Raw genomic sequence first — 16,618 nt, forward strand, 5'->3', positions numbered from 1 at the left:
CGGCCAAGTATATATTGCTTATGAATGTTAATACACGACAAAAATAGGTTAGATAAATCGAGCGAGGTCATCTAGCATTTTCCTCGTCGATACCCAACAACCAAAGGCAACCACTATGGATTTCGGATATTCCCCCAAGGTTAAAGATCTGCGAGAGCGTGTAGACGCTTTCATGCAGGAGCACGTTTTTCCCGCCGAGCACATTTTTCACCAGCAGGTGAATGAAGGAGATCGCTGGCAGCCTACGGCTATCGTCGAAGAACTCAAGGTCAAGGCGCGTGCTGCCGGTCTGTGGAACCTGTTTCTGCCTGAGTCCGAGCTGGGCGCTGGCCTGACCAACCTGGAATACGCACCGCTGGCGGAACTGATGGGTCGCTCCGGTCTGGCCTCCGAAGCCTTCAACTGCAGTGCGCCGGACACCGGCAATATGGAAACCATCGTTCGCTACGGCAACGAAGAGCAGAAAGAGCGCTGGGTCAAGCCGCTGCTGGCTGGCGAGATCCGCTCCTGCTTCGGTATGACCGAGCCGGGTGTTGCTTCCTCCGACGCCACCAATATGCAGGCCAACGCGCGCCGCGAAGGTGACGAGTGGGTGATTAATGGTCGCAAGTGGTGGACTTCAGGTGCCTGCGATCCGCGTTGCAAGGTCATGATCTTCATGGGTCTGACCAATCCCGATGCGCCGCGTCACCAGCAGCATTCGATGATTCTGGTGCCGATGGATGCGCCTGGTCTGAAGGTTATTCGTCCGCTGCCGGTGTTTGGTTACGACGATGCGCCACACGGTCACGCCGAAGTCGTGCTGGAGAACGTGCGCGTTCCCTACGAAAACGTGCTGCTGGGTGAGGGTCGTGGCTTCGAGATCGCCCAGGGTCGCCTTGGGCCAGGCCGTATTCACCACTGCATGCGTTCCATTGGTGCCGCCGAGCGCGCGCTGGAGCTGATGTGCAAGCGCTCGGTTGAGCGTGAAGCTTTCGGCAAGCGCCTGGCGCAGCTGGGTGGCAACATTGACCTGATTGCCGAGTCTCGCATTGAGATCAACCAGGCTCGCCTGCTGACCCTGAACGCGGCTTACATGATGGATACCGTGGGTAACAAGGTCGCCAAGAGCGAAATTGCTCAGATCAAGGTGGTGGCGCCGAACGTTGCGCTGCGCGTGATCGACCGCGCGATCCAGATGCACGGCGGTGCCGGTGTCTCTGAAGATACCCCGCTGGCTCACATGTATGCCATGCAGCGTACCCTGCGTCTGGCTGACGGCCCGGATGAAGTGCACCGTGCTGCTATCGGCAAGCACGAGCTGGGCAAGTACATGGCGCGCTAAGCCATTCGCCTCAGGCAACAGAAAACCCGCTCCTGGTGAGCGGGTTTTTTGTGTCTGTGTTGCGGGTAATGAGTTTACTGCAGACGCAGCAACGCCCACCCGAGAGCATCTTCGGATGAGGCGAGGGAGTTGACGTTGCTGTAACCGAGCGGGGGAGGTGCTCGGCCGGGCGGCCTGTTAGCGGGCGCGGTAGGTGATGCGACCTTTGGTCAGGTCGTAGGGCGTCAGTTCAACGCGAACCTTGTCACCGGTAAGGATGCGGATGTAGTTTTTACGCATCTTGCCTGAAATGTGGGCAGTCACGACGTGGCCGTTTTCCAGTTCAACGCGGAACATGGTGTTCGGCAGTGTGTCGATGATGGTGCCTTCCATTTCAATACTGTCTTCTTTTGCCATTAAGCAATGACCTCTTGGGTTTGTTCACAGGCGGGCGTATTTGTAGCAATACCCGCAAAAAAGGTGAGCAATTGTGCCTGAAAAAGTGCCCAAGCGCCAAGTTTGACGGACTTTTTTTACAAGAGATGTACAGCGGATGGCTTTGCAGCGGGTTCAGGTCAGGCGTACCCAACGCTGATTGACCAGCATTTCGATGGGGCGATACTCGGTCTTGTAGTTCATCTTGCGGCAATCCTTGATCCAGTAGCCGAGGTAAACCGCCTCCAGCTCCAGCTCGCGGGTGTGCTCAATCTGCCAGAGAATGGCATAGCGGCCCAGACTGCGCTTGTGCTGGTCCGGGTCGAAGAAGGTATAGACCGCCGAGGTGCCGCGCTGCATCTTGTCGGTAACGGCGACGGCCAGCAGGGTGCCTGCCGCGTCGCGGAAGGTGAAAAAGCGGCAGAAATGCCAGTCCTTGACCAGAAACGAGGTGAACTGCTCGCGGCTGGGTGGATACATGTCGCCGTCGGCATGGCGGGCGATGATGTAGCGCTGATACAGATCGTATATCTCGTCACTGGGCAGTGGCTCGGTTTCCTCTACCTGCAGGTCGCGGTTCTTTTTCAGGATGCGCTTTTGTTGCGAGGAGGGGGCGAAGACGTCCACCGGGATGCGCGCGGGGATGCAGGCGTTGCATTCGCGGCAGTGTGGTCGATACAGATGATCGCCGCTACGCCGAAAGCCCATTTCCGAAAGCTGACTATAGGTTTCCAGGTCTAGCGGTTGCTGAGGGTCCAGGAATAGCGTGGTGGCCTGCTCGTGGGGCAGGTAGCTGCAGGGGTGCGGATGGGTCGCGTAAAACTTCAGTTGGGACAGGTCGGTCATGGTCTGGCTCCCGGCGGCTTGCTGTCAGTATAGAGCCGGGCGGCGCCCCTTCAAAGGCCTGTAGGCAAAAAGCCCACTAGTGCTCCGCTCACTCAGCACGCCAGCAGGAGGCCTGCTCGGGCGGGCAGAGTTGCTGCAGTTGCTGCAGAAAAGCGCTGCGCGGCAGGCTTCTGGCTCCAAGGCTGAATAGGTGGTCTGTGGGCATCTGGCAGTCGATCAGTGCAAAGCCGCAGGCCTCCAGATGCTGGGCCAATGCGATAAACGCCAGCTTGGATGCATTGGGGCGTACGCTGAACATGGATTCGCCAAAGAAGGCGCGGCCCAGCGCCAGGCCATATAGACCGCCCACCAGCTGCTCACCGTCCCACACCTCTATCGAGTGGGCGTGTCCGAGTTCATGCAGTCGCGTGTAGGCGGCTTGCATGGCTGGCGTGATCCAGGTGCCTTCGGCATCGCGCCTGGGCGCTGCGCAGGCGCGCATGACAGCGGCAAAGTCATGGTCACGGGTGACGGTAAAGTGGGTTTGGCGCAAGAATTTGCGCATGCTGCGTGAAATATGCAGTTCGGCGGGCGCCAGCACCGTACGCGGGTCCGGGCACCACCAGAGCAGCGGTTGACCTGCCGCGTACCAGGGGAAGATACCCTGTCGGTAGGCATTCAGCAGACGCTCAGGGGAAAGGTCACCGCCGGCCGCCAGTAAGCCGTTGGGTGATTGCATTGCGCGGCTGGCGGGTGGGAACTCGATGCTGTCGGCAGTTAGCCAGGTAAGTTGACCCATAACGGCCTCGGCTGGGTTTGATCGTTCAAATGGTTTATCAATATTGCCTTATAAGTTATTGTCCTTCATACAGAAAGACAACCCGATAGCCGGAACCCGCTGGACTGAATGCGGTCATGGTTAACGCTATTGTGCTCTGCGATTGTGAAATGCACCGGCAGAGACCGTACAATAATCGCCTTAATAACGATGGAAGCTTCCGTTTTGAAGGATACCGCAGCCCAGAAAAACCCCCTTGCCTGGCGAGAGCAGCTCTCGTTGCGCCTGCGTGAAGGCGCGTTGTTGGCGATGATCGCCCTGTGTCTGTACCTGTGCATGGCCCTGTTCACCTACAGCGCGGGCGACCCCGGCTGGACCCGCAGCGCCGGGCCGGTCAGCGTGCAGAATGCGGGAGGGCGCATGGGCGCGTGGATCGCGGACGTGCTGCTGCTGACACTCGGGTACCTGGCATTTCTGTTTCCGCTGATCGTCGGCGTCAAGGTGTGGCAGATGTTTCAGCGTCGCCACCTGCCGTTCGTCTGGAATGGCTGGTTGTTCTCCTGGCGGTTGATTGGGTTTGTACTGACACTGCTCGCAGGCACCGCGCTGGCGGCGCTGCACGGCACGCCGCCGGCGTCTTTTCCGGAGGGTGCTGGGGCGGGCGGGGTGCTCGGTCAACTGCTGAGTGATCTGGCCAAGCCGGTACTCAATATGCAGGGCAGCACGCTGCTGTTTCTCACCCTGTTTCTTTTCGGTATTACGGTGTTTACCAATCTGTCGTGGTTCCGCGTCATGGACCTGACCGGCAGGATCACCCTTGATCTGCTTGACCTGCTCAAGCGTGGCTGGTCAGGCTGGCGCTCGCGCCGCGCCGATGACCGGGTGCGTGATGAAGCGCCGGCGCCGCGTGCCAAGGCACCGGCCGCGCGTCAGGAACCCGCGTTCAGTGCCGACGAGCAGCGCCGTGGTGATGCCTCGCGCGCCCAGCGTCAGGAGGCGCAAGCCAAATACACCGCGGCGCGCGAAAGCCGCGTGCCGCCGGAAATCGTGCCGCTGGATACCAAGCCGCCAGAGCCCAGTGTGCGCCTGCAGAAAGAGAAACAGTCGAAACTCTTTGCCGATACCGTCGAGCCCGGCTCGCTGCCGCCCATTTCGCTGCTGGACCCTGCCAGCAAGAAGACCAAGGGTTTTTCTGCAGAGTCACTGGAAGGCATGTCGCGCCTGCTGGAGATCAAACTAAAGGACTTTGGTGTTGAAGCCGAAGTCGAGAAAGTGCAACCCGGACCGGTGATCACGCGCTTCGAAATCCAGCCTGCCGCGGGCGTGAAAGTGAGCAAGATCACCAACCTGGCCAAGGATCTGGCACGCTCGCTGGCAGTGATCAGCGTACGGGTAGTTGAAGTGATTCCGGGCAAGACCACCGTGGGCATCGAGATTCCCAATGAGGATCGCGAGATAGTGCGGCTGTCAGAGGTGCTGGAAACCCGCGAGTTCGACGATGCCCAGTCGCCGGTTACCCTGGCTCTGGGGCACGACATTGGTGGCCATCCGGTGATGGCCGACCTGGCCAAAATGCCGCACTTGCTGGTTGCCGGCACCACCGGTTCGGGTAAGTCGGTCGGGGTGAACGCGATGCTGCTGAGTATCCTGTTCAAGTCCACGCCAGACGAAGTGCGCCTGATCATGGTCGATCCCAAGATGCTGGAACTGTCGATCTATGAAGGCATTCCGCACCTGTTGGCGCCCGTGGTTACCGACATGAAAGAGGCGGCCAATGCTTTGCGTTGGTGTGTTGCCGAAATGGAGCGGCGCTACAAAATGATGGCCGCGCTCGGCGTACGTAACCTGGCCGGTTACAACCGCAAGGTGAAGGACGCGGAAAAAGCCGGTGCACCGCTGCGTGATCCGCTGTATCGCCGCGAGAGCATGGACGATGAAGCGCCGGAACTTGAAGCGCTGCCGGTGATCGTAGTGGTAATCGACGAATTTGCCGACATGATGATGATCGTCGGCAAGAAAGTCGAAGAGCTGATTGCACGTATCGCACAGAAAGCGCGTGCTGCCGGCATCCATTTGATTCTGGCAACCCAGCGCCCGTCGGTGGATGTCATCACCGGTCTGATCAAGGCCAATATTCCTACGCGTATGGCATTTCAGGTTTCCAGCAAGATCGATTCGCGGACCATCCTTGACCAGGGCGGCGCCGAGCAACTGCTGGGCCACGGTGACATGCTGTATATGCCCCCAGGCACCAGTTTGCCGGTGCGGGTGCATGGCGCCTTCGTCTCCGATGACGAAGTGCACCGTCTGGTTGAGGAGTGGAAGAAGCGCGGTGCGCCCAACTACATCCAGGACATTCTCGATGGTGCGGACGACGGCGCTGGCGGTGGCAGTTTTGAAGGCGGCGGCATGGGGGGTGACGACAGCGAAGAAGATGCGCTGTACGACGAAGCGGTTCGCTTTGTTACTGAAAGCCGTCGCGCCTCCATCTCTGCGGTGCAACGCAAGCTCAAGATCGGTTATAACCGCGCGGCCCGCATGATTGAATCCATGGAAATGGCCGGCGTGGTGACCTCAATGAACACCAACGGCTCGCGTGAGGTGATTGCACCTCCGCCGGTTCGCGATTAACTGGAGACAAAATCCATTATGTTGAAATCCCTGCTGCGTGGCCCGGTTCTGTTGTTGTGTGCCTGGCTGCTGGCGTTACCTGCACTGGCGGACGATGCCGAACAGAAAAACGCTGCCAAGCGTCTGAATGAGCTGCTGTCTGCTGCCAATACCATGTCGGCGACCTTCTCGCAGATGACGCTCAGCTCCAACGGCTCCAGCCTGCAGGAAACCACCGGTCAGGTGACCCTGCAGCGCCCTGGTATGTTTCGCTGGCACACCGATGCACCGCTGGAGCAGGTACTGATCTCCAACGGCGAGAAGATCTGGCTGTACGATCCGGATCTGGAGCAGGTGACCATTCAGAAGCTGGATCAGCGCCTGACCCACACGCCGGCGCTGTTGCTGTCCGGTGACGTCAGCACCTTGGCGGAAAACTTCAGCATCAACTGGAAAGAGGGCAGCGCGGTCGACGATTTTGTACTGTCACCCAAGGCCAGCGACAGCATGTTCGAGACGTTGCGTTTGTCCTTTCGCAACGGCGTGATCAATGACATGCAACTCAACGACCCCATTGGTCAGCGCACCAACATCCTGTTTCAAGGGGTGAAACTGAACGAGCCGGTCGACGCCAGCCAGTTCAATTTCCAGGTGCCTGACGGGGTCGACGTTATCAGTGAGTAACGGCGGCCTGTTTGCCGCGCCGGCGCCGCAGCAGCCGCTGGCGGCGCGCATGCGGCCGAAAAATCTCGATGAATACGCCGGGCAGGCGCATATTCTGGGTGCTGGGCGGCCACTGCGCGTGGCGCTGGAACAGGGTGCGTTGCATTCGATGATTTTCTGGGGGCCGCCGGGCGTGGGTAAAACCACCCTGGCGCGGCTGATTGCCACCCTGGCCGATGCGCATTTCGAAACTATCTCGGCGGTGCTGGCCGGGGTGAAGGACATCCGCAATGCAGTCGACCTGGCGCGTCAGCAGTTCAGCCTCAACGGCCGGCAGACCATTCTGTTTGTCGACGAGGTACACCGCTTCAACAAGGCGCAGCAGGATGCCTTTCTACCCTACGTGGAAGACGGCACGCTGCTGTTCATCGGTGCGACTACCGAAAACCCCTCGTTTGAACTCAATAACGCCTTGCTCTCCCGTGCCCGCGTTTATGTGCTCAAGTCACTGGATGACGAGGCGCTTGACGGCCTGCTGGACCGCGCGCTAAGCGATTCCGAGCGGGGGCTCGGTCAACATCAGTTGAGCCTGGAGCCACAGGCGCGACGCATTCTGCTCGACGCTGCCGATGGCGATGCGCGGCGCTTGCTCAATCTGCTGGAAATCGCCGCTGATCTGGCGGAAGAGGGCGGCACCATCGAGGCCGAGCTGGTCAGCGATTTGCTGAACGACAGTCGCCGCCGTTTCGACAAGGGCGGCGAGGCCTTTTACGATCAGATCTCGGCGCTGCACAAATCGGTACGCGGTTCCAACCCGGATGCCTCGCTGTACTGGTTCGCCCGCATGATCGATGGCGGCTGTGATCCGCTATATATTGCCCGGCGCGTGGTGCGCATGGCCAGTGAAGACATCGGCAATGCCGATCCGCGCGCGCTGACCCTGGCGTTGAATGCCTGGGATGTGCAGGAGCGCCTGGGCAGCCCCGAAGGTGAGCTGGCGGTGGCGCAGGCCATCAGCTATCTAGCCTGTGCGCCGAAAAGCAACGCTGTGTACAATGCCTTCAATGCGGCCATGCGTGATGTGGCCAGCCAGCCGTCGCACGAGGTGCCACTGCACTTGCGCAACGCACCGACCAAGCTGATGAAGGAGTTGGGCTACAGCGAAGGCTATCGCTACGCGCATACCGAGCCCGAGGCCTACGCCGCTGGCGAAGACTATTTCCCCGAGGCGCTGGAGCCACGCGAATACTATCAGCCGGTGCCCCGCGGGCTGGAGCTGAAAATTGGCCAGAAGATGCAGCACCTGCGGCAACTCGACAATGCCAGCGTGAAGAAGCGAAGGAAACCAGCGGATGATTAACACGGTAGTGGCGGTAGCCGTTGGCGGCGCCCTGGGGGCGCTGGCGCGCCATGGCGTGGCGCAGTGGTCCTTGCAGCACTGGCCAAAGGCGTTCCCACTGCCGACGCTGATTGTTAATCTGCTGGGTTGCTTGTTGATCGGTATACTTTACGGGCTCTGGTTGCAGCGACCGGAGTTGTCGCCGTTGCTGCGACAAACCCTGATGGTCGGTTTTCTGGGCGCCTTTACCACCTTCTCGACCTTTTCGCTGGATTCCCTGCGGTTGCTGGAGAACGGAGAGGGCGTGTTGGCCATAACCTATATTCTGCTCAGTGTGTGCATCGGTTTGCTTGCCACCTGGGCCGGTCTGTCATTGACGCGTTGAGCGTTGCGCAGACTGCCACCTGACTACTGTTGAAGATGATTATTCATGCTTGATCCGAAACTGGTTCGTACCCAAACGCAAATGATCGCCGAACGCCTGGCGACTCGCGGTTACACCCTCGATGTAGCGCAGCTGGAGTCGCTGGAGACACGCCGCAAGCAAGTGCAGACCCGCACCGAGACCCTGCAGGCCGAGCGCAACAGTCGCTCCAAGTCCATCGGGCAAGCCAAGGCGCGGGGCGAGGACATTCAGCCACTGCTGGCGGATGTGGATCGCATGGGTAACGAGTTGAGCGAGGCCAAGCAGGAGCTGGATCGCATCCAGACCGAGCTGGACGCGCTCATGGCCGGTATGCCCAACCTGCCGGACACGGATGTGCCGGTAGGCAAGGACGAGAACGACAACCTTGAAGTGCGCCGCTGGGGCACGCCCCGCGAGTTCGACTTTGCGGTCAAGGATCACGTCGCGCTGGGCGAGCAGCACGGTTACCTCGATTTTGAGACCGCCGCCAAGCTGTCCGGTGCACGCTTTGCACTGATGCGCGGGCCCATTGCTCGTCTGCACCGCGCGCTGGCGCAGTTCATGCTCGACCTGCATATCAACGAGCACGGTTACGAAGAGGTGTACACGCCTTATCTGGTGCAGGCCGATGCCTTGCAAGGCACGGGTCAGTTGCCCAAGTTCGAGGAAGACCTGTTCAAGATCGTGCGTGGCGAAGACCAGCGTGATCTGTATCTGATTCCGACCGCTGAGGTCTCGCTGACCAATATCGTCAGCCAGAGCATCCTGGCGGCAGAGCAACTGCCAATCAGACTCACCGCGCACACGCCCTGTTTTCGCAGTGAAGCCGGCTCTGCCGGTCGCGACACCCGCGGCATGATTCGCCAGCATCAGTTCGACAAGGTCGAAATGGTCCAGGTGGTACGCCCCGAGGAGTCTGCCGCCGCGCTGGAAGCCCTGACGGGGCATGCGGAAGACGTGCTGCAGCGTCTTGAGCTGCCTTATCGTACGCTGGCGCTGTGCACTGGTGACATGGGCTTCAGCGCGGTCAAAACCTACGACCTTGAAGTCTGGGTGCCCAGCCAGGGCAAGTACCGCGAAATCTCCTCTTGCTCCAACTGCGGCGACTTCCAGGCGCGTCGCATGCAGGCGCGCTGGCGTAATCCGGAAACCGGCAAGCCTGAGCTGGTGCACACGCTCAACGGTTCTGGCCTGGCGGTAGGTCGCACCTTGGTGGCGATTCTGGAAAACTATCAGCAGGCCGATGGCAGCATCGAAGTCCCTGCCGCGCTGCGCGGTTACATGGGCGGCATCGAGCGTATTGCTTAACGCCGATTACCAGTGGGCGCCTCCTATGGGCGCCCTTTAGAACGTCAGCAGGACGCCGCGGGCGGTCTGCCTGCGAGGTTTTTGCATGGAATACCTGCCTCTTTTTCATAATCTGCAAGCGCGCTGCGTACTCCTGGTCGGCGGTGGCGAGATTGCCCTGCGCAAGGCGCGCCTGCTGAGCGAGGCGGGTGCCGCACTGCGCGTTGTGGCACCGGAAATTGAAACGCAGTTGGCGCAGTTGGTCGAGCAGGGTAACGGCAGCTGCCAGTCGCGTGGTTATCAGGCGTCCGATCTCGAGGGCGCGGTACTGGTGATCGCGGCGACCGGCGATGAGGCTCTCAACGCGCAGGTCTCGGCCGATGCGCAGGCACGCAATATTCCGGTCAATGCGGTCGACGCGCCACATCTGTGTACGGTTATTTTCCCGGCCATTGTTGACCGCTCACCGCTGGTCATCGCGGTCTCCAGTGGCAGCCACGCACCGGTATTGGCGCGGCTCACGCGGGCACGTATTGAAACGCTGTTTCCTGCGGCTTACGGCCGCCTGGCACAGTTGGCCAAGCGATTCCGCCAGCAGGTGAAAGACACCTTTCCTTCGATCAATCAACGCCGAGTGTTCTGGGAGAACATCTTCCAGGGCGATGTTGCCGAGCGCGTCTTCTCCGGACGTGACGAGGAGGCCGCCAAGCTGCTGGAGCAGCAGCTGAGCCAGCAAGCGGGTGAACGCTATCAGGGCGAGGTGTATCTGGTAGGGGCCGGGCCGGGTGACCCTGACCTGCTGACCTTCCGTGCACTGCGGCTGATGCAGCAAGCTGACGTGGTGCTGCACGACCGACTGGTCGCGCCGGCGATTATCGATCTGTGCCGCCGCGATGCAGATCGCATCTATGTGGGCAAGGCGCGCGCCAATCATGCCGTGCCGCAGGAAGAGATCAACCAGTTGCTGGTGCGCCTGGCCAAGGAAGGTAAACGCGTGTTGCGTTTAAAGGGCGGCGATCCCTTCATTTTTGGCCGTGGCGGCGAAGAAATCGAAGAGCTGGCTGCCCATGGCGTGCCGTTCCAGGTGGTGCCGGGAATAACTGCCGCCAACGGTTGCTCGGCCTACGCGGGTATCCCGTTGACGCACCGTGATCACGCGCAGTCGGTGCGTTTTGTGACCGGCCACCTCAAGGATGGCTCAAGCAATCTGGCCTGGGCAGACCTGGTCGCTCCAGGGCAGACGCTAGTGTTCTACATGGGCCTGGTGGGGCTGCCGGAGATCTGCGCCGGGCTGATCCAGCATGGCCGTGCAGCGAACACGCCGGTAGCGCTGGTGCAGCAGGGCACCACGAGCAACCAGAAGGTGCTGATCGGCACCCTGGGAAGCATGCCGGCGCTGGTCGCCGAGACTGAAGTGACGCCGCCAACATTGGTGATCGTGGGTGAGGTGGTCAGCCTGCACGACAAACTCAAGTGGTTCTCACCCTCAACCGATGTTGTCTCACAGGGTGTACTCTGACCCAACGATAGGACTATACGGCCAAACTTCGTACCCTGAGGCTGTCAGGCTGGCGCTGTGGCCGCAAATAGGGCACCGTTTGCGCTTACGTAGACGCTAACGAGACAGAATAACAATGGCTTCACTTGCGCCCCAGGCTACCGACAACGAACTGCCAGTTGAGCTGACCCAGGCGGTAGAAGGCTTCTTCAACCGCATCCCGTTCAATCGGCTGCTGGGCATCGAAATCGATACCCTGCGCAGTGATTGCGTGGCCATGAGCCTGCCGATGCGCCCTGAGCTGATCGGCAATTTTACCCAAGGCATCCTGCATGGCGGCGCGATTTCATCGCTGCTGGACGTCTGCGGCGGGGCCATGGCCTTGATCGGCGCCTTCGAGCGGCACGCGCACCTGAGCGTACAGGAGCGCATGATCCGCCTGGCCAAGCTGGGTACCATCGACTTGCGCGTGGATTACCTGCGCCCCGGGCGCGGCGAGCATTTTGTCTGCACCTCGGTACTGCTGCGCTCCGGTAACAAGGTGGGAGTGGTGCGCTCCGAGCTGCATTCCAACGACGGCACACTGATCGCCGTGGGCACCGGTACCTATCTCTGCGGCTGAGGCCCCTTAAGCAACAGACTAAACCGCTTTACCGGTGACCGAGGCGCGCTCCGACAGCTCAATCCAGGTGCCATCAGGATCGCGAATAAAGGCGATGCGCGCGGTGCTGCCCAGGGTCACCGGCTCGCGGCCAGACGTTGCCCCCGCCGCCAGGGCGCTGGCGTAGGTAGCGTCGCAATCAAATACCTGCAATGTGATGTAACGCAGCCCGATGGCCGCCAGCGGCGCTGCAAGATCGGTCACGGTGGCGCCAGCAACCAGCAGCAGGCGGGTGTCGCCGCAGTTCAGCAGGCCTGGCTCCACCGGGTGCAGCCCCAGCACCCCGGCATAGAACTGCGTACTGCGGGCGACGTCCTGCACTTTCAGCTGCACCGCCAGACCCTGAATGCCTCGGTAACCCGGCGGCACCAGGCGAACCGGGTTGCCATCAGGGTCATTCAGCAATTGCGGCACTTTAACCTTGCTACTGGCTAGCAGCAGCTCCTCGATCGGGCTCGCTGAGGCCGGGGGTAGCGGATCACGCGCGTCATTCAGCTTGAGCACGGCGCCGTCGGCGTTATGCCGATGCTGCAGCACGCCACCGCCAAGCTTGAGGCTGTGACCGAATGCCAGCCCCACCTGCTGCTGCCAAAACGCACGCTGCGCCTCTGATTGGTTGCTGAATATACCGACGTCGTAGAAGGGTTTGGCCAGTTGCATGCTTGGCTCCGAAAGCGGAAAACCCCACCATAACCGGCAAGGCGATCGGCTTGTAGCGTTAGCCGATCGCGGAATGGGGCGCTATTGCGGTTGCTGATCTGGCGTTGCACGCACCGCAAGCCAGGCGGTTTCGGCAAGCATATCGCGGTACTCCACCAGGTTCTTGCTGAGGCGCCCAGCCAGCCAGTTACGCGCCATATCATGCGCGGGGCCGATGATAATGGAGGCGAAACACTCTGGTGGCACGTCGCGAAAGCAGCCTTGCTCGCGGTAGGTCTGCAAGCGCGTTTGCAGCCGCACGTAATGCTCGCGGTTACTGGTTTTCAGTTGTTCACCCATTTCACCCGCCTCGATACGGCCACGGCTATGCAGGATAAAGCGCGCCCAGTCCGGGTTTTCGACCACCCAATCAATATAACTGGTGACCAAAGCGCTGATGCACTCTGTGGCTTGTGCAGCAGCCGCAAGATTGGCATCCAGGCGCTCGGCATAGCGGCGTAGCCCCTCGAAGTAGAGCGACGCCAGAATCCGCTCCTTGTTACCAAAGTGGTGGTACAAGCTGCCGATACTGGCACCTGATCGTTCGCGAATCATCTCAATGGTGGTCGCGTCGGCTCCAACCTCGGTGATGCAGGCGAGGGCGGCGTCAAGGATGCTGTCTTTACGATTGGGTTTGGGCATGCGGACTCAAACTAGAATAATGTTCTAGAAAATGATTCTGTTCTGGATATACTAACGGGGTGATCACATTTAACTCAAATCAGTTTAACGAGGATTCACCCATGAGTCAGATGTTGCAGATGTATACCCAGGTCGGTCCCGATCAGTTCAGTACCCTGATTGGCCAAACTGCGCCGTATTTCGCGACTATCGCCCCGCGCTTTATCGAGTTGCGCCCGGGCTATGCCGAAGTTGCCTTTGCCAAACGTAGTGAGGTGCTGAACCACCTGGGCACAGTGCATGCGATCGCGCTGTGCAACGCAGCCGAACTGGCTGCCGGCACCATGACCGATGCCTCCATTGCCGCGGGTTGCCGCTGGATTCCCAAGGGCATGACGGTCGAGTATCTGGCCAAGGCCGAAGGTGATGTGGTGGCGATTGCCGACGGTAGGGAGATTGATTGGCAGACGACCGGCGACATCGTCGTGCCGGTCACGGCCTATGTTGGCGAGCAGGCGGTATTTCGGGCGGCGATAACCATGTACGTTAGCCGCGCCTGAGCGCGCGGCGTCGCCAGCGCGCTTAGCCCTGGCGACGTCTTGCTACCAACCGCACCAGCAGACCAAGAATCACCAGAATGATCAGTGCAATGGCGACCAGGGCGCTGCGATGCTCGGCGATAAAGTTTTCGCGACCATTGATCTTTACCTGCTCCCAGGCGCGATAGTCATCCGGTACTTCAATCACGTTATAGCGCTTAACGTAGTCTTCGTAAGCCGCGTATAACTGCGCGGTTTTCTCTGGCATAGCGGCCGCCAGATTATGCCGCTCCAGCGGGTCTTTGCGGGTGTTGAACAGCTGCATACCCTGACGTGCAGGCACCGCTCGGGTCTTCGAGGTGACCAGTTTGTAGTCGCCCTGCCACACGGCGATGCCACCGGCCAGTTCATACACGGTAATGTGCTGCGCATCGTGAATACGCTCCGTCTTGCCCTGCAACAGCGCCAGCATGCTGGTACCCATGATCTCATGTACCTTGCGGCCGCGGTACTCGCCGGCAGGAGCCGGTACCCCGGCCGCCGCCAGCAGCGTGGGGGTGATATCGGTAACGTAGCCAAAGCTGTTGCTGCGCGAGCCCGCTTTTATCAGCCCTGGTTGGCTGACGATGAAAGGCACGCGCATGCCGCCGCTGAAGGGCGAGCCCTTGTACGAGTAAAACGGCGTATTGGAGGCGTAGGCCCAGCCCGGGCCGTACTCGCTGTAGCTGCCCTTGGCGCCCAGGGCTTCCTGCTCGGTTTTGTAGCGCAACCGATAGAACAGTGGGGCGACTTCGCGCAGCACGGTCGACTCGCCGCCGTTGTCGCTCATGAAAATGATCAGCGTGTTGTCATACTGGCCGCTGTCCTTCAGATACTGGATGACCTTGCCAATGCTCTGGTCCATCGCCTCGGCCATGCCGGCGAAGACCGCCATCTGGCGTGAGCGGTACGCCTTTTCCTCGTCGCTGAGGCCGTCCCAGGCAATGTAGGGTGTGGAGTAGAAGGTCCCCCAGTCATCGCTGACGGCTTGCTCGCCCGTGTCGGGCAACAATCCGGCTTGCAGTTGGCGCGCATAGCGCTGCTGGCGGATGGTATCCCAGCCAGCGTCGTAGGTTTTCCGGTAGCGGTCGATATATTCTTCCGGCACCTGGTGCGGTGCATGCACCGCCTGAAAAGCCAGGTAGCCGAAGAACGGGCGGCCTTCGTCCTGGCCCTCGCGAATATAACTGATCAGCTTGTCGGCGTAGGTAAAGGAGGAGTAGAAGTCCTCCGGCAGGCTCACCTGCTTGCCATCCTCGATCCAGGTCGCGCTGCCGCCGGGCAGGTAGTGTTTCTCTTCCCAGTTGTCGGCACCACTTTCCATCAACGCGAACGAGTGCTTGAAGCCACGCGCAATGGGCTGGCTTTCGGCGCGCATGCCCAAGTGCCACTTGCCGGCCATGTAGGTGTTGTAACCGGCATCCTGCAGCAGGGTGGGCAGGGTCACCACGCTGTCGTTCAGATAGCTTTCATAGCCGGGCTGGCCTTTCTGGTTGTCGGCCATGATCTCTTTCATGTTGCCCATGCCGACCAGATGATTGGTTACGCCGGTCATCAGCATGCTGCGGGTGGGCGAGCAGGTGGCAGCCACATGAAAGTTGGTGAACTGCATGCCACTGGCGGCCAGCTCATCAATGTTGGGTGTGTTGATCTCCCCGCCGTAGGCGCCGGGGTCGCTGAAGCCCATGTCATCCGCCACGATCAGCAGGATATTGGGTTGTGGCGCCGCCAGGGCGGGCAATGTCAGCAAGGCCAGACCGGCGATCAGCGTGAGGCGTGGCAGTCGTGCCATGGCAGGAAAAAGGGCGGGCATGGGGTGATCCTTGCTTTTATGGGCCTGGGCCTGTTGTCTTGCAAGGAGTATAGGAGCCCCACTGGCGGGGTTGAGCGGCCAACCCCGCCAAGCCTTTGTCTTTGCAGGCCAAAAGCTTCAGTTTGTGACGGGGTTCTGGCACTGGGCACTATCGGCGCGTAGTTAGCCGATGCTGTCGACTATGCCGCCCTCAACGCGCAGTGCAGCGCCGGTGGTGGCGGACGCTTGCGGCGAGCAGGTGTAGACCACCATATTGGCGACCTCCTCGGTCGTCGCTATGCGCTGGATAATGGAGGAAGGGCGCTTGGCCTTGACGAAGGCATCGCCCGCTTGCTGCAGTGACACGCCCTGTTTCTTTACCATGGGCTCGAGCATCGCCGCCACACCCTCGGACAAGGTTGGCCCGGGCAGCACCGAATTGACCGTCACCCCGGTGCCAGCCAACCGTTTCGCCAGGCCGCGGGCCACCGAGAGGTTCGCTGACTTGGTGAAACCGTAGTGAATCATATCTGCCGGGATGTTCAGGCCGGATTCTGAGGAGATGAACACTACCCGGCCCCAGCCCTGATCGACCATGGCTGGCACGTAAGCACGGGAAACCCGCACGCCAGACAGCACGTTGACGTCGAAAAATTCCTGCCATTGCTCATCGCTGGTTTCGAAAAAGTCCTGCTGGGCGTAGATCCCCAGGTTGTTTACCAGAATGTCTGCCTTGGGCTCGGCGGCCCGCAAGGTGGCCAGTCCTTCAGCGCTGCTAAGATCGGCGGCGACGCCGCGCACGTTGGCCTTGGGCAGCGCGTCGGTGATTTGCTTGATGGCGGCATCGACACTGTCTTGCTTGCGGCCATTGACGATCACGGTAGCGCCCGAAGCCGCGAGGCCCTGGGCAATAGCAAGGCCAATACCGCCGGTAGAGCCTGTGACAATGGCGGTTTTATCGCTTAGATCAATCAGCATGTTGCTTCCTCTGTATGAGTTGACTGAGTGCTCACCATAGTCGTTGCCGAGCCCAGAAGCGGGCAAGTTGCTGCAACGCACGTCCTGATTTGGTGATTCGTTGGCGAGCGGCTATGTTTTTATGACAGGTTTGGCAGGATGCCGT

At 60.4% G+C, this 16,618-nt stretch carries 16 protein-coding genes; 9 read left to right on the forward strand and 7 right to left on the reverse strand.

Annotation, left to right across the window (positions count from 1 at the left end):
• Positions 1 to 115: 115 nt before the first annotated feature.
• Complete coding sequence (locus BLU26_RS01905) at positions 116 to 1,324, forward strand: acyl-CoA dehydrogenase (RefSeq protein ID WP_092283333.1); 1,209 nt, start codon at positions 116 to 118, stop codon at positions 1,322 to 1,324.
• A gap of 177 nt (positions 1,325 to 1,501) precedes the next feature.
• Here the strand turns inward: BLU26_RS01905 and infA are convergent, their stop codons facing one another.
• From infA to aat, 3 genes are all read right to left on the reverse strand, one after another.
• Complete coding sequence (gene infA / locus BLU26_RS01910; RefSeq protein ID WP_080050557.1) at positions 1,502 to 1,720, reverse strand: translation initiation factor IF-1; 219 nt, start codon at positions 1,718 to 1,720, stop codon at positions 1,502 to 1,504.
• A 153-nt stretch (positions 1,721 to 1,873) separates the two neighbouring features.
• Positions 1,874 to 2,584, reverse strand: coding sequence for an arginyltransferase (locus tag BLU26_RS01915; RefSeq protein WP_092283335.1), 711 nt, complete (start codon positions 2,582 to 2,584; stop codon positions 1,874 to 1,876).
• A gap of 88 nt (positions 2,585 to 2,672) precedes the next feature.
• Positions 2,673 to 3,362, reverse strand: a complete 690-nt coding sequence (gene aat / locus BLU26_RS01920) for a leucyl/phenylalanyl-tRNA--protein transferase (protein WP_092283337.1) — start codon at positions 3,360 to 3,362, stop codon at positions 2,673 to 2,675.
• A gap of 189 nt (positions 3,363 to 3,551) precedes the next feature.
• Between aat and BLU26_RS01925 the strand changes: the two genes are divergently transcribed.
• From BLU26_RS01925 to BLU26_RS01955, 7 genes are all read left to right on the forward strand, one after another.
• Positions 3,552 to 5,972: a DNA translocase FtsK gene (locus BLU26_RS01925; RefSeq protein WP_092283339.1), complete on the forward strand. Its 2,421-nt coding sequence runs from the start codon at positions 3,552 to 3,554 to the stop codon at positions 5,970 to 5,972.
• An 18-nt stretch (positions 5,973 to 5,990) separates the two neighbouring features.
• On the forward strand, positions 5,991 to 6,635 hold the full coding sequence (gene lolA / locus BLU26_RS01930) for an outer membrane lipoprotein chaperone LolA (RefSeq protein ID WP_092283341.1): 645 nt from the start codon (positions 5,991 to 5,993) through the stop codon (positions 6,633 to 6,635).
• Between the two features lie 49 nt (positions 6,636 to 6,684).
• Positions 6,685 to 7,974: a replication-associated recombination protein A gene (locus tag BLU26_RS01935; RefSeq protein WP_092288324.1), complete on the forward strand. Its 1,290-nt coding sequence runs from the start codon at positions 6,685 to 6,687 to the stop codon at positions 7,972 to 7,974.
• Positions 7,967 to 8,338 carry a fluoride efflux transporter CrcB gene (gene crcB / locus BLU26_RS01940; protein WP_092283343.1) on the forward strand — a complete coding sequence of 124 codons (372 nt, stop codon included), beginning with the start codon at positions 7,967 to 7,969 and terminating at the stop codon, positions 8,336 to 8,338. Before BLU26_RS01935 ends, crcB begins: the two co-directional genes overlap by 8 nt.
• A gap of 45 nt (positions 8,339 to 8,383) precedes the next feature.
• Complete coding sequence (gene serS, locus BLU26_RS01945) at positions 8,384 to 9,667, forward strand: serine--tRNA ligase (RefSeq protein WP_092283345.1); 1,284 nt, start codon at positions 8,384 to 8,386, stop codon at positions 9,665 to 9,667.
• Between the two features lie 85 nt (positions 9,668 to 9,752).
• Positions 9,753 to 11,165, forward strand: a complete 1,413-nt coding sequence (cysG, locus tag BLU26_RS01950) for a siroheme synthase CysG (protein WP_092283347.1) — start codon at positions 9,753 to 9,755, stop codon at positions 11,163 to 11,165.
• A 115-nt stretch (positions 11,166 to 11,280) separates the two neighbouring features.
• Positions 11,281 to 11,766 (forward strand): thioesterase family protein, encoded by a 486-nt coding sequence (locus BLU26_RS01955; RefSeq protein WP_092283349.1) that lies wholly within the window; start codon positions 11,281 to 11,283, stop codon positions 11,764 to 11,766.
• An 18-nt stretch (positions 11,767 to 11,784) separates the two neighbouring features.
• Here BLU26_RS01955 and BLU26_RS01960 read toward each other — a convergent pair whose 3' ends face one another.
• A complete protein-coding gene (locus tag BLU26_RS01960; protein ID WP_092283351.1) occupies positions 11,785 to 12,465 on the reverse strand; it encodes a VOC family protein in 681 nt (226 codons plus the stop codon).
• A gap of 81 nt (positions 12,466 to 12,546) precedes the next feature.
• Complete coding sequence (locus tag BLU26_RS01965; protein WP_092283353.1) at positions 12,547 to 13,146, reverse strand: TetR/AcrR family transcriptional regulator; 600 nt, start codon at positions 13,144 to 13,146, stop codon at positions 12,547 to 12,549.
• 101 nt (positions 13,147 to 13,247) lie between these two features.
• Here BLU26_RS01965 and BLU26_RS01970 point away from each other — a divergent pair, with 101 nt between their 5' ends.
• Positions 13,248 to 13,685 carry a hotdog fold domain-containing protein gene (locus tag BLU26_RS01970; protein WP_092283355.1) on the forward strand — a complete coding sequence of 146 codons (438 nt, stop codon included), beginning with the start codon at positions 13,248 to 13,250 and terminating at the stop codon, positions 13,683 to 13,685.
• Between the two features lie 22 nt (positions 13,686 to 13,707).
• On the opposite strand, the gene BLU26_RS01975 is transcribed toward BLU26_RS01970, so the two are convergent.
• Positions 13,708 to 15,516, reverse strand: a complete 1,809-nt coding sequence (locus BLU26_RS01975) for an arylsulfatase (RefSeq protein WP_092283357.1) — start codon at positions 15,514 to 15,516, stop codon at positions 13,708 to 13,710.
• A gap of 162 nt (positions 15,517 to 15,678) precedes the next feature.
• Positions 15,679 to 16,473: an SDR family NAD(P)-dependent oxidoreductase gene (locus BLU26_RS01980; protein ID WP_092283359.1), complete on the reverse strand. Its 795-nt coding sequence runs from the start codon at positions 16,471 to 16,473 to the stop codon at positions 15,679 to 15,681.
• Positions 16,474 to 16,618 lie beyond the last annotated feature (145 nt).

It is taken from the genome of Halopseudomonas sabulinigri, from assembly GCF_900105255.1.
Taxonomy (GTDB): domain Bacteria; phylum Pseudomonadota; class Gammaproteobacteria; order Pseudomonadales; family Pseudomonadaceae; genus Halopseudomonas; species Halopseudomonas sabulinigri.

Coding starts and splice junctions, on each gene's coding strand:
- lolA (WP_092283341.1), top strand. CDS start 5,991: ATGTTGAAATCCCTGCTGCGTGGCCCGGTTCTGTTGTTGTGTGCCTGG.
- BLU26_RS01905 (WP_092283333.1), top strand. CDS start 116: ATGGATTTCGGATATTCCCCCAAGGTTAAAGATCTGCGAGAGCGTGTA.
- BLU26_RS01970 (WP_092283355.1), top strand. CDS start 13,248: ATGAGTCAGATGTTGCAGATGTATACCCAGGTCGGTCCCGATCAGTTC.
- crcB (WP_092283343.1), top strand. CDS start 7,967: ATGATTAACACGGTAGTGGCGGTAGCCGTTGGCGGCGCCCTGGGGGCG.
- BLU26_RS01915 (WP_092283335.1), bottom strand. CDS start 2,584: ATGACCGACCTGTCCCAACTGAAGTTTTACGCGACCCATCCGCACCCC.
- serS (WP_092283345.1), top strand. CDS start 8,384: ATGCTTGATCCGAAACTGGTTCGTACCCAAACGCAAATGATCGCCGAA.
- BLU26_RS01925 (WP_092283339.1), top strand. CDS start 3,552: ATGGAAGCTTCCGTTTTGAAGGATACCGCAGCCCAGAAAAACCCCCTT.
- cysG (WP_092283347.1), top strand. CDS start 9,753: ATGGAATACCTGCCTCTTTTTCATAATCTGCAAGCGCGCTGCGTACTC.
- aat (WP_092283337.1), bottom strand. CDS start 3,362: ATGGGTCAACTTACCTGGCTAACTGCCGACAGCATCGAGTTCCCACCC.
- infA (WP_080050557.1), bottom strand. CDS start 1,720: ATGGCAAAAGAAGACAGTATTGAAATGGAAGGCACCATCATCGACACA.
- BLU26_RS01965 (WP_092283353.1), bottom strand. CDS start 13,146: ATGCCCAAACCCAATCGTAAAGACAGCATCCTTGACGCCGCCCTCGCC.
- BLU26_RS01955 (WP_092283349.1), top strand. CDS start 11,281: ATGGCTTCACTTGCGCCCCAGGCTACCGACAACGAACTGCCAGTTGAG.
- BLU26_RS01980 (WP_092283359.1), bottom strand. CDS start 16,473: ATGCTGATTGATCTAAGCGATAAAACCGCCATTGTCACAGGCTCTACC.
- BLU26_RS01960 (WP_092283351.1), bottom strand. CDS start 12,465: ATGCAACTGGCCAAACCCTTCTACGACGTCGGTATATTCAGCAACCAA.
- BLU26_RS01975 (WP_092283357.1), bottom strand. CDS start 15,516: ATGCCCGCCCTTTTTCCTGCCATGGCACGACTGCCACGCCTCACGCTG.
- BLU26_RS01935 (WP_092288324.1), top strand. CDS start 6,685: ATGCGGCCGAAAAATCTCGATGAATACGCCGGGCAGGCGCATATTCTG.